This window comes from Arthrobacter sp. NPDC080086, assembly GCF_040702285.1.
The window spans coordinates 31,974-44,346 of the sequence record NZ_JBFBKP010000034.1 but is presented as its reverse complement, the minus strand read 5'-3'; the positions used below and the strand labels follow the sequence as shown (position 1 = coordinate 44,346).

At 73.0% G+C, this 12,373-nt stretch carries 6 protein-coding genes; 1 reads left to right on the top strand and 5 read right to left on the bottom strand.

The window, feature by feature from the left end; translation table 11 throughout:
• Nucleotides 1–119 precede the first annotated feature (119 nt).
• From AB0305_RS13040 to nudC, 3 genes are all read right to left on the bottom strand, one after another.
• Nucleotides 120–725, bottom strand: coding sequence for a M48 family metallopeptidase (locus AB0305_RS13040; RefSeq protein WP_364132945.1), 606 nt, complete (start codon nt 723–725; stop codon nt 120–122).
• Entirely contained in the window at nt 725–2,827 is a 2,103-nt protein-coding gene (locus AB0305_RS13035) for an ATP-dependent DNA helicase UvrD2 (RefSeq protein WP_290256460.1), read from the bottom strand. Before AB0305_RS13035 ends, AB0305_RS13040 begins: the two co-directional genes overlap by 1 nt.
• Before the next feature lie 105 nt (nt 2,828–2,932).
• A complete protein-coding gene (nudC, locus tag AB0305_RS13030) occupies nt 2,933–4,015 on the bottom strand; it encodes an NAD(+) diphosphatase (protein ID WP_364132948.1) in 1,083 nt (360 codons plus the stop codon).
• A gap of 166 nt (nt 4,016–4,181) precedes the next feature.
• Here nudC and AB0305_RS13025 point away from each other — a divergent pair, with 166 nt between their 5' ends.
• Nucleotides 4,182–5,576 carry a macrolide 2'-phosphotransferase gene (locus AB0305_RS13025; protein ID WP_364132951.1) on the top strand — a complete coding sequence of 465 codons (1,395 nt, stop codon included), beginning with the start codon at nt 4,182–4,184 and terminating at the stop codon, nt 5,574–5,576.
• Nucleotides 5,577–5,582: 6 nt separating this feature from the next.
• Here the strand turns inward: AB0305_RS13025 and AB0305_RS13020 are convergent, their stop codons facing one another.
• Together AB0305_RS13020 and AB0305_RS13015 are read right to left on the bottom strand one after the other, a co-directional pair.
• A complete protein-coding gene (locus tag AB0305_RS13020; RefSeq protein ID WP_364132954.1) occupies nt 5,583–9,071 on the bottom strand; it encodes an ATP-dependent DNA helicase in 3,489 nt (1,162 codons plus the stop codon).
• Entirely contained in the window at nt 9,068–12,367 is a 3,300-nt protein-coding gene (locus AB0305_RS13015) for an ATP-dependent DNA helicase (protein WP_364134615.1), read from the bottom strand. Before AB0305_RS13015 ends, AB0305_RS13020 begins: the two co-directional genes overlap by 4 nt.
• Nucleotides 12,368–12,373 lie beyond the last annotated feature (6 nt).

Sequence of the window (12,373 nt, the reverse complement as noted above, 5' to 3'; positions counted from 1 at the left end):
GACGCCAACGGGGACTCCCCCAAGGCCTAGTCCGCCAAAGCTTAGTCCGCCGGGCGGCGTCCGGGCCTGACCGGCCCGGGCTCCCCCGCGGTCCAGCCACTGGGGGCCGGCGTCGCGGCTTAGCCGGCCGGGGCTTCCTCGACGTCGTCCTCGTCGGCGGGGAGCCCGCGGGCGGTGGCGAAGGAGACGCCCTCGAGGAAGGCCTTGGCCCGCTCCGTCTCGGGGTAGGCCGCCAGCAGCCGCCAGAATGCGGCGTTGTGCGCAGCCACCAGCAGGTGCGCGAGTTCGTGCAGCAGCACGTAGTCGATGACCCACTGCGGCATCTGCTGCAGCTTGTGCGAGAGCCGGATGGTGCCCTCCGACGGCGTCGCCGAGCCCCAGCGGGAGTTCTGGTTCGTCACCCAGCGGACCGACACGGGCTCGGCCCGGCCGCCCAGGTAGGTGGCGGAGAGCTCCGCCGCCCGGGATGCCAGGGCCGCGTCGCTGCCCGGCCGGCGCCGGCCGTTCCCCTTCTGCCCCCGGCTTCCCTGGGCGCGGAGCTTGGCCAGCATCCGCTCCACCCATTCGCGTTCCTGGGCGCCGCTGAAGTGCGCGGGGATGGCCACGACGGCGGTGCCGTTTTCCCAGAAGGCCGCCACCGTGCGTCGGCGCCGGGCCGAGCGGCGCACCTCTACCGGCGCGCCGTCCGCCGTCGTCGTCGGCGTTCCCGCAGCCCTGCCCGGCATCAGGCGGTGGTGCTTTCCGCGAGGATGGCCAGGACCGCCTCGCCGTACTTCTCCAGCTTGGACGCGCCGACGCCGGGCAGCGTGGCGAGCTCCTGGAGGGTCGCCGGGCGGGCCTCGGCGATGGCCGTCAGGGTGGCGTCGGTGAAGACCACGAATGCCGGGACGTCCGATTCCAGCGCGGTGGCCTTCCGCCACTGGCGCAGCGCGTCAAAAGTCTGTTCCTCGTAGCTGGGCGGGCACTGGTTGCACCGGCCCACCTTGCGTTCGGCGCCGCTGCTGAGCATGCTGCCGCACACCCGGCACGACGCCGGCGCGGCGGCCTTGCGGCGTGGGGCCGGGCCCTTGCCGCGGGCGCTGGAGGAGGCGACGGAATCCGGCCTCAGCCCGTCCAGGAAGCGGGAGGGCTTGCGGTTCGCCCGGCCGCCCGGGGTCCTCGCGGTGGACCAGGACAGGTACAGGTGTTCCTTGGCCCGGGTGATGCCGACGTAGAGGAGCCGGCGTTCCTCGTCGACGGCTTCGGGGGTGTCGGCGAAGGAGATGGGCATCAGGCCCTCGCTCAGGCCCACCAGGAACACCGCCTCCCATTCCAGGCCCTTGGCCGCGTGCAGCGAGGCGAGGGTGACGCCCTGGACCGTCGGGGCGTGCTGGGCGAGGGAGCGTTCCTGGAGTTCGTTGACGAACTCGGCGAGGCCGAACTGCGGCCCCCGGGCCGCGACGAGCTCGTCCGCCAGGGCCACCAGGGCGGCCAGGGATTCCCAGCGTTCCCGCAGGGCGCCGCCGTTGTGCGGAGCCTCCTCGGTGTAGCCGAGCGAGGACACGATGTCCCGGACCAGCTGGCCCAGCGGTTCCGGGCCGTCCGCGCCGTCGATGGCCCGGGTGGCGGCCCGCAACTGCAGGATGGCGTCCCGGACCTCCTTCCGGGCGAAGAACCGTTCCCCGCCGCGGAGCTGGTAGCCGATCCCGGCCGAGGCGAGGGCCTGCTCGTACGCCTCCGACTGTCCGTTGGTGCGGAAGAGCACGGCGATCTGGCTGGCCGGCGTGCCCGCCTCCAGCAGTGCCTTGATGTTCTGGGCGGCCGTGGCGGCCTCCGCCTCGTCGTCGGAGCATTCGGTGAAGTGCGGCACGGGACCGGCGGGGCGCTGCGCGACGAGCTGCAGCGGCGTCGCCCAGGCCGCGTCCGCGACGGGGCCGCCGCTGCGCCGGCCGGCGAGCAGGTCGTTGGCGAGCCGGACCACCTGCGGGGTGGACCGGTAGTCGCGGACCAGTTTCACCACGGTGGCGTCCGGGTACTGGGCCTTGAAGCCCAGAAGGTGCTTGGGGGACGCACCGGTGAACGAGTAGATGGTCTGGCTCGCGTCGCCCACGACGCAGAGGTCGTCGCGGCCGCCCAGCCAGAGTTCAAGGAGCCGCTGCTGCAGCGGCGAGACGTCCTGGTATTCGTCCACCACGAAGTGCCGGTACTGTTCCCGGACGGTGGCGGCGACCTTCGGGTCCTCCTGCAGGATGCCGACGGTGATCAGCAGGACGTCCTCGAAGTCAATGACGTTGCGGTCCGTCTTGACGTCCTCGTAGGACTGGAAGACGCGGGCGACGGCGGTCAGGTCGAAGCCGCCGGGGGTGCCGCGGCCCTGGGCCTTCTCCAGGTAGTTGGCCGGGGTGAGCATGGAGACCTTGGCCCATTCGATCTCGGAGGCGAGGTCGCGGATGGAGGCCCGGTCTGTGCTGAGCCGTAGCCGGCGGGCGGCCTCGGCGATCATCTGGGCCTTGTGGTCCAGCAGGTTCGGCAGGGCACCGCCGATCGCCTGGGGCCAGAAGAATTGCAGCTGGCGGAGGGCGGCGGCGTGGAAGGTGCGGGCCTGGACGTTGCCCACGCCGAGGTCACGGAGCCGGCTGCGCATTTCCGCCGCGGCCCGGGCAGTGAACGTGACGGCCAGCAGCCGCTGCGGGCTGTAGACGCCGGAGTGCACGCCGTAGGCGATGCGGTGTGTGATGGCGCGGGTCTTGCCGGTGCCGGCGCCGGCGAGGACGCACATGGGCCCGGTCAGGTTGCTGGCCACCTCGCGCTGTTCGGCGTCGAGTCCGCCGAGGATGCGTTCCTCCAGGGAACGCTCATCCGCGGCGGGAAGCCCTTCGGCGGGCGGGGTGCCGGGAAATGATCCGGCGGAGAAAAGATCTGTGTTCACGTCTGCTGCTCAAATATCGGAGGGTCAGGGGGTGCCGGGGGCGTCCTGGATGACGCCGCCGTACCAGTGTTCAATCAGGGCCCGGGCAATGGAGAGCCGGCTGGAGATGGTGATCTCTCCGCTGGAGACCGCGGCCTGCAGTTCCTCCCGGCTGAACCAGCGGGCGCGGGTGACCTCGACGCCGTCGGGCCGGGCCTCCGTGTCCCCGGTGGTGGCGGTGAAGCCGAGCATCAGCGATGCAGGGAACGGCCAGGACTGCGATCCCAGGTACTGGGAGGCGGTCACCCGAACGCCGACCTCCTCGCCGATCTCGCGGACGACGGCTTGTTCGAGTGATTCGCCCGGTTCGACGAAGCCTGCCAGCGTGGAGTAGTTCTTCGCATCCAGCGGTCCGCCGCCGCCGAGCAGGAGCCGGCCGTCCGGGCCGACCACCGTGACGATGATCGCGGGATCGGTGCGGGGATAGTGCTCGGAGTTGTCCGCCGGGCACCGCCGCACCCAGCCGCCGGCCTCGATGGTGGTGGCGGTCCCGCAGCGCGGGCAGTGGGTGTGGGTGGCGTGCCAGTTGGCGATGGCGCTGGCTTCGATGAACAGGGCGGTGTCCGGGGCGTCGAGGCGTCCCGCCACCTCGCGGAATCCGGCCCATTGCGCCCCGGCGGGGATCCCGTCGACATGCTGCTCGAACGGCTCCGCGCGGACCTCGAACTGCTCCGGCAGGATGAACAGCACGAACTCGGTGCCGGGCCGGGACGCCGGAGCGGGGTTCCCGCTGTCCGCGTCGAGGGAAGCCCCGAGGTAGACGACGTGGAGGGGTTCGAAATCGGTGCCCTTGAGTCGGCCCGCGAGCGCCTTGGCGTCGAGGAACACCAAACCGTCCCCGCCCACCAGCGCCTGGCGGCGGGAGAGCACCATGGCCTGCACGCCGTCGGCGTCCAGGAGTTCGTCGAGCATCCCGGGCCGCATGCGTGCGGCGGAGCGCCGGTCGATGAGGGCGGCCCGGACCGGAAGGACGGTCTCCCTGAGGTGGTTGGCCGGCTGTCCGGTCCCGCCCTGCCGGGACGCGGCGGGCGTCGTGGTGGTGGACGCGGACGGCTCCGGAAGACTCATATCTCCACCGTACCCACCCCCGCTGACAATTGACATTTGCCAGGAAGGCCGACGGCGGCCCAGCGAGGCCCGTGTCTGCCGGGTCCGGGGGGCGTTTTCGGGCCTAACTTTCAGACTCGCCGCCCTGCCTCGCCGTGTTGGGCGCCGGTCAATCTACCGTGGGAACGTGAGAAGAAACCCAATCGAACTGGCAGCGGTAGCGACGGCAGCGGTCCCCGGACTGACCCCTACGGCCGTGTGCTCCGCGCCCGACGATGCGGCTGACTTCGACTCCGCCCTGCTGCTGGATTCCGAGGGGAAGCGCTGGCGCGTCCGGTCGCCGCGGCATGCGGAGGCCAGCGCACGGCTGGAGACCGAGTTCCTGGTGTTGCGGGCCTTCACCCCCGGGATCCGTGCCGAACTTCCGTTCCTGATGCCCACCGTGGCCGGAACCGTGCGGCAGGGCGAGTTGAGCACGTTTGTGTACGCCCACCTCGCGGGACGCACCCGCTCCGTGGAGGAGCTGGGCTCCGGGACGCCCGCGCTGGCCCGGGAGGTGGGTGCTGCCCTCGCCGCGATCCACGATCTTCCGCATTCGCTGGTCAGCAACGCCGACCTGCCCACATACACCCCGAACGAGTTCCGCCAGCGCCGCCTCAATGAGCTGGACCAGGCCGCCACGACCGGGAAGATCCCGCCGCTGCTGCTGCGGCGCTGGGAACACGCGTTGGAGGACGTCACCCTGTGGCGCTTCAATCCCAGCGTCGTGCACGGCGACCTGCACGAGGACAACATCATGGTCGACGGCGAGCGGGTCACCGCCGTGACCGGCTGGACCGACCTGCGGATCGGCGACCCTGCCGACGACATGGCCTGGCTGGTCGCCTCCAACGACCAGGACTTTGTGGACAGCGTCCTGGCCGCGTACTCCTCCGCCCGACGGGACACCCCCGATGCGCACCTGTTGCGCCGGGCGGCCCTGTCCGCGGAGTTCGCGCTGGCCCAGTACCTGGTCCGTGGTCTGGCTGCCGGGGACACCGCGATGGTCGAGGAGGGCGAGTCGATGCTGGCGTTGCTGGCCGACGACGTGGCGGCCCACGGCGGCCAGCCGATCAGCGTCGAACCGCTGCCCGCTCCGGCGCCCGCACAGTCACCGGCGGTCACGGTGCAGCCGATCGAGACCGAGGCGGAGACGCCCGGGATGGCCGCGCCGGAGGCGGCCGCCGGGCAGCCCGCCCCGCTCGCCGCGGCTCCCGCCGTGCACGTCACTCCGATCCCCGACACCCCCGAGGAGGACGAGCAGTCTTCGGGTGGCGAGGAGTCGTCGCACGGTGTCTCCCGGGACGCGGTCTCCCGGGACGCGGTCTCCCGGGACGCGAAGGGCGGGGACGACGGCCGCGGAGCCACCCAGGCTGACGACGCCGACGTCGCACCTTCCAGCCCCACCGCGGAGGACCGTTCCGCAGCGGACCGCAGCGAAACGGTCTCCGACAGCCCTGCCGGTGCCGACACTCCTGCTCCGGCCAGCGGCGAGGATACGTCCACGACGGCGCTGACCGTCGTGCCGCTCCACCGCCACTAGCCCGTCCTACCTGCCGGGGACGCCCACCGGCCGGCCGAGCGCACCGGCGACGATCCGTTCGAGGTCCGCCGCGCTGCCCAGGTCGTGCGGGCGCACCACGGCGTCGTCGGCCACGTAGTAGAACGCCGCCCGGACGTCCTCGAGGGGCACGCCCTTCAGCCGTGACCAGGCGAGCCGGTACACGGCCAGCTGGACCGCCTTCGTCGTGAGCTGCCGTGCCGAAGGCCGGCGGCCGGTCTTCCAGTCCACCAGGTCCCAGCCGCCGTCGGCGTCGCGGAAGACGGCGTCGATGCGGCCGCGCACCACCACGTCGCCGATCCTGGTCTCCACCGGAACCTCCACGTGCGCCGGAGCCCGGTCCGCCCATTCGGAGCGCCGGAAGGTCTCGACCATGGCCTCCAGGCCGTAGGCCTCATCGATGTGCCCGTCCGAGCCGGGGGCCTCCCCCAAATCCAGCATCCCCGCCGTGCCGAAGTACTCCTCCACCCAGGAGTGGAATGCCGTGCCCTTGCGGGCGGACATCCCGGGCTCGCGCGGCACGGGCCGCCGGAGCCGGGCCACCACGGCGCCGGGATCTTCGTCCAAGTCCACCAGGGTGGAGGCGGAAATGTGCCCGGGCAGGTGAACCTCGTGGACGGTGGTGCGCCGGTTGCGGCGGTCCAGCAGGGTGGCGGCCTCCTGGGCCCAGCCGCCGGCGGGTCCGCGCAACGGCTGCCCCGGGGGCGCCGGCGCGGGCAGGTGCCGATCCCCGGGCCGCTGCAGGTGGTCCAGGACCAGGGCGGCCGCGGAGTCCATGGCCGCGCGGCGACCCGGCCGCAGGCGCAGCCGTACCCCGGTGCGGGGGTTGACCGGTCCCTCCAACGGGTCGTAGGGCCACCCGGCGAGCTCGAGTTCCGAGGTCAGCGGACTCTCCTCCGGCAGGGCGTCCTCGGAGACCGAGAGCGGGTGGACCGCGGCACTCCCCCGGCCCAACAGGGCCTCCAGTTCGGCCAGGAAAGGAGACATATCGGCGATGCCGGCCCGGGAGCCCACCCACGCGGCGCTGGAGACGCAGAGCACGTGCTTGGCCCGGGTGTAGGCGACGTAGGCCAGGCGCCGCTCTTCTGCCTCGCCGTGGGCCTGGACGTCGGCCTTGAAGTCCTTTTCGGCGTCCAGCCAGCCCTTCTGGTCCGGGTGCTCGAGATCCCACTGCGGCAGGTCCGCGCGGTCGCCGCGCAGGGGCCACGGCAGGGCCGCGGAGCCGCTGCTCCAGCGGGAGTCGCGGCTGCTCGGGAACGCGCCGGCGTTCAGGCCGGGGACGAACACCACGTCCCACTCCAGCCCCTTGGAGGCGTGCACCGTGAGCAGTTGGACGGCCTCGTGGTTGGCCTCGGGCGCGGCGGCGTCGAGGCCGTTCTCCTCGGCTGCGGCCGCCTCGAGCCAGGCCAGGAAGGCCAGGACGTCCACGCGCTGGGAGGTGTGCAGGAACCCGGCGGCCGCGTCCTGGAAGGCGTCCAGGTTGCGGCGGGCCTGGTGGATGCTGATCCCGGGCCGGGCGGCCACCTCGATGTCGAGCAGCATGGACCGTTCCACCTCGCCCAGCAGGGTGGTCAGGTCGTCGCCCATGAAGCTGCGCAGCTGCCGGAGTTCGGCCGAGAGCCGCTGCAGCCGGCCGAGGGCCTCGGCCCCCAGCTGCCGTCCGTGGGCCGAGGTCCAGCCGGGCCGGGGCAGCCAGTCCAGCGCCTCGACCAGGCTGGCGCCGTCGGTCAGGTCCGTTTCGATGACGGCCGTGTCGGCGTCGTCGAGGTCCTCGTCGGCGCCGGCCCCGCCGGCCCCGGGCGCCCCGCGCCGCCGGGCCAGGAAGCTGGACCAGTCGCGGAAGGCCATCAGGTCCGCGGGTCCGATCCGCCAGCGGGCCCCGGCCAGCAGGCGCATCAGCGAGTCCGACCGGCCCGGATCCGCCAGGACGCGGAGGGTGGCGACGAGGTCGACGATTTCCGGGGTGTCCAGCAGACCGCCGAGGCCGACGATCTCGTACGGGATGCCGCGGAGCTCGAATTCCTTGCGGATGCACTCCATCTGGGCGCGGCGCCGGCAGAGCACGGCCATCGCGGGCGGTTCGAAGTCCCCGGTGCCGGCGCTGCCGCTGAAGTCGGTCCGGCGGTAGGTCAGGACGTCGCCGGCGATGGCGGCCGCTTCCTCCTCGTCGGTGCCGAACCGGCCCATCACCACGCGGCCCTCCACCGCGGCGGGGCTGGGTTGCAGCGGCGGAACCTCGACGGCGGGGGCGGTGTCCCGGGCGCCAGCGGGACCGGCTTCCCCGGCGGCGCGGCTGAGCGGTGCCGAGATGACGTTGGCGGCGTCGAGGATGGTGCGGCCGTTGCGCCAGGCCGTGGTCAGGTACGACGTCGGCGCCACGGCGAAGCGGCGGCCCCCGCCCCCGTCGCCGGCGTCGCCGCCGGCACCGGAGCCGGCCTCACCGACCAGTACCGGGAACTCCCGCACGAAGTGGAAGAGCTGCCCCGCGGAGGCGCCGCGGAAGCCGTAGATGGACTGGTTGGGGTCCCCCACCGCGGTGACGGCGTGGCCGCCGCCGAAGAGCCGGGAGAACAGCACCAGCTGGGCGTGGGAAGTGTCCTGGAATTCGTCGAGCAGCACCACCTTGTAGCGCTGGCGTTCGGTTTGCGCGGCCAGCGGGATCTCGCTGGCAACCCGGGCGGCCAGGGCCACGAGGTCGCCGAAGTCGAGGGCGCCGCGGGCCCGCTTGGCCTCCGCGTACCGGCCCACCATGTCCGCCACGCTGGCGCGGGTCCGGAACAGGGCGCTGAGTTCGGCCGCGGCCTGGGTGGGGTTCTTCTTGGCGGTGGCCAGGTACGGCAGGGACTCGAACTCCTGGACCCGGTCCAGCAGCCAGGTACGGACCCCGGCCGGCTCCTGCAGGTGTTCGGCGCACTCCCCCGCGAGCTGGATGACGGCCTTGACCAGGGTGGACTTGGCGGCGCGGAAGTGCTCGTAGTCGCCGTCGTAGGCTTCGACCACCTCGCTGGCGAGCTGGAAGGACTGCGCGGCGCCCAGGAGCACCACGTCGCGTTCGACGCCGAGCCGGAGGCCGTAGTCGGAGACGATCCCGCTGGCGTAGGAGTGGTAGGTGGAGACTTTAGGCTCCAGCGCCTCGGTGCTGAGCAGCCCGGCGGGGAACACCGAGTGGTCCCTGTCCTCGGCGGCGATCCGGGCCAGGGCGGTGAGCTTCGCCCGGATCCGGGTGGCCAATTCGCCGGCAGCCTTGCGGGTGAAGGTCACGCCGAGGACTTCTTCCGGGCTGACCCAGCCGTTGGCCACCAGCCAGACCACCCGGTCCGCCATGGTGGCGGTCTTCCCGGAGCCGGCGCCGGCGATGACCAGCCGGGGTGCCAGCGGCGAGGAGATGATCAGGGACTGCTCCGCCGTGGGGCGGTTCTTTTCCCCGAGCATGGCCGAGAGCTCCTCGGGGCTGAACCGTGGATCCGGGAGGCTCATTCGGTGACCTGCTTTCCTCGGGCGCAGAGCGGGCAGAGCTCGGGCAGGCGGCACCCGTGGCCGCCGTGGCCGCCCTTGGCCGGGTCGTGACGGGCCTCGAACGTGCTGCCGGACATGACCCGGGCGGAGTCGTTCACCAGGTCCAGGGCCCAGTTGGCGTCCGGGTCCAGCGGCGGCTGGTGCTGCACGCCAGGGCTCTTGGTGGTGGTCCCCAGCTGGGCGAGGACGGCACCGCCGGGCCGGGGCGGCGGCCCGTCGTCGGGGCCGGCGAAACCTCCGGCGAGGACGGCCGCCTGGTAGGCGCCGAGCTGCGGGTGGCGTTCCAGCTCGGCCTTGCCGGGCTGACGTTTGCCGGTCTTCAGGTCCACGATCACCAGCCGGCCCTCGCCGTCGATCTCCAGCCGGTCCACCTGGCCGCGGAGCACCGCAGCGCGCGCGGGCCAGCCGTCGCCGTCCTCTGCCGCTCCGGCGGGGACGACGTCGGCCAGCTTGACCTCGAAATCCTGCTCCACCCCGAGCAGGCTGCGGCCCTCGCTGCGCATCACCAGGACGTACTGGGCGAGCTTGCGCACCATGCCCTCGGCCCGCTGGAAGTCCAGTTTGCCCTCCCAGTTGTCCTTCATGCCCAGGGTGGGCCAGCGCTTGACCAGCTCGGCCACGTATTCGCCGCCGGAGGCCTCGGGAAGGTCCTGCGCGATGGCGTGGACGAGGGTGCCGAGGCTGCGGGCGAAGTCCGTGGCGGCCTCCCCGCCGGCAGCCTGGACGAACCAGTCCAGCGGCGACTTCTGCACCGTCTCAACCTTGGAGGGTGAGACGAAGACCGTGCCGCCGGGCGGCACCACCGGCTCCGCCGAGGACAGCGGAGCCAGGCCCCACCACTGGTCCGGATGGGCGCCGGGCACGGGCGGTTCGGCGGCGGCGAGCGCCCCCAGGATGGCTGCGGCCTCCTCGCCCTCGGCGGTCCCGGCCTGGGCGTGCTGGCGCAGTTCCGCGACCAGGGCCCGCAGCGTCAGCGGCCGTTCCACCGGGGTGTAGCCCCGCCGGTCCTGGCCCGGGGCCAGCGGCGCTGCGTAGTCGAGGAAGGACGAGGGCTGCTCGTCCTCGGAAGACACGGCGGTGCAGATCAGCACCTCGCGGGCGCGGGAGACTGCGGTGGAGAAGCTGCGCAGTTCGTCGTAGCGGATGTCCCGGAGCCGGCTGAGCGGATCGAGACGCAGGGCGTAGTCCACTCCGTGCTCCACCGCGTCCGCGAACAGCGTGCTGCCCAGCAGCTCGCCGCGCAGCCGCGTGTTGGGCCAGACGCCTTCCTGCAGTCCGGGCACGATGACGACGGGCCATTCCCGCCCGGCGGCGCTGGCCGGGGTCATCAGCTCCACCGCGTCCTCCAGCTGGGCGCGGGCGGCCAGCGTGTCCATCGGCAGTTCCTGGCTGAGCAGGTACTCGAGGAACTGTTCCGGCCCGGACCCGGGCAGCTGGTCCACGTAGCGTTCGGCGGTGTGGAAGAGGGCCATCATGGCGTCCAGGTCACGGTCCGCCCTTGCGCCGGCGGCACCGCCGGCCAGGGCGGCCTCGGTCCAGCGCTTCGCCAGGCCGGTGGCGTTCCACAGCGCCCACAGCACGGTCTCGGCGTTGGCGCCCGGCGCGGCGGCGGCCTCGCGTCCGGCGTGGATCATCCGGGCGATCCGCCGCGCCGAGCGTCCCTCCAGGCCGGTCGCGGCAAGCGCGCCGGGTTCCAGCAGCGCCTCGACCAGCAGGGCGTCGCTGGCGCGCCCGCCGCCGCCGAGCAGTTCGTCCTGCCGCAGCGTCTGGCGCAGCCGCCGCAGCTCGATGGAGCTGGCCCCGCCGATGCGGGAGGTCAGCAGCGACACGGCGGCTTCGGCGGTCAGGGCCTCGGGGTCCAGGGCGACGGCGTAGGCGTCCAGCAGCGGCCGCACCGCAACCTCGTCCCGGACGGCGGCCTCGGCCACGGGAATCCGCACGGGAATGCCCTGCCCGGCCAGGTGCCGTTGCAGCTGGCTAAGCTGGCCGCCGTTGCGGACGATCACGGCGATGTCGCCCAGGGCGCGGCCCTCGTTCAGCTGAGCCTCGAGGATCCGCTGGGCCACATAACGCAGTTCGTGGACCGGTGAGGGCAGCAGGTGCCCCTCTACGGTGCCGGACACTGGCAGGTTTGGCGCGGCTGGGTTTGGGGCGGCGGGTTCCGGTGCCGCCGGTGCCGGGTAGTCCAGCCGCCGCGCGGTGGCGCCGCCGGTGCGGAGCGAGATCCGTTCGGCGACGGCCTGCCAGGCCTGCCCGACGGCGGGCGCCTGACGGTGCGCCGTCCAGAGCGGCCGTTCCAGCACGGTGCCGCCCGGGGCGAGGAGCCGGGGCAGTTCCGACACCAGGTCCGGCCGCGCACCGCGGAAGCCCTGCACGACGGTGTCCGGGCAGTAGGTCACCAGGGCGTCCTTGCCGGAGGCGATGTCGGCCAGCAGCTCGAAGACTGCCGGGTTCGCCTCCTGGAGGTCGTCCACCAGGATCAATTGCAGCCGGTCCCGTTCGGCGGCCAGGAAGTCCGGCGCGTCCTGGAAGATCTGGCGGGCGGCGGTGATGATGCCGGCGGGGTCAAAGGATTCCGGCATCCGCAGGTCCAGCACGTCGCGGTACTCGGCGTAGAGCGCCGCGGCGGCCTCCCAGTCCGGCCTGCCGCAACGGCGGCCCAGTACGGCGAGGTCCTCGGCGGTGCGCCCTGATTCGATGATCCGGTCGAAGAGCTGCCGCACCTCCTGCCGGAAGCCTCGGGTGGGCAGGGCGGCGCCGAGGTCCTCCGGCCAGGGCAGCTCGAAGCCCGGACGCGCGTGGCCCTCGAGGAGTTCCTTGATGATCAGGTCCTGTTCGGGGCCGGAGAGCAGCTTCGGCGCCCGCGGCAGGGGCAGCACCCCCTCGGCCTTGGCCCGCCGGATCAGGTCGAAGGCGTAGGACGCCCAGGTGCGTGCCGGCGTCGTACTCAGGCTACGGTCCAGCCGCGCGGTGAAACGGTCCCGCAACGTGTCCGCGGCGAGCCGCCCCGGGGCCAGGATGAGCATCCGTTCCGGATCCAGGCCGTCCCGCCGGGCACGGTGCACCGCGGCCTCCACCAGAACCGTGGACTTCCCCGTGCCGGGCGCGCCGGGCACCAGGACCGGCCCGCTCCCGCGCGCGGGTTCGACGGCGGCGCGCTGGTCCGCGGAAAGCTCCGGGGCCTGCGCGTGCCGGGTCCGCGGCGGCAGCAGCGTCAGCCCGGGCACGGTGGTGCCGGGGACAGCTGTTTCTTGCATGGCCTG

Bases quoted from the DNA above. Each gene is read 5' to 3' on its own strand.
- AB0305_RS13040 (WP_364132945.1), bottom strand. From the start codon at position 725: ATGCCGGGCAGGGCTGCGGGAACGCCGACGACGACGGCGGACGGCGCG.
- nudC (WP_364132948.1), bottom strand. From the start codon at position 4,015: ATGAGTCTTCCGGAGCCGTCCGCGTCCACCACCACGACGCCCGCCGCG.
- AB0305_RS13020 (WP_364132954.1), bottom strand. From the start codon at position 9,071: ATGAGCCTCCCGGATCCACGGTTCAGCCCCGAGGAGCTCTCGGCCATG.
- AB0305_RS13015 (WP_364134615.1), bottom strand. From the start codon at position 12,367: ATGCAAGAAACAGCTGTCCCCGGCACCACCGTGCCCGGGCTGACGCTG.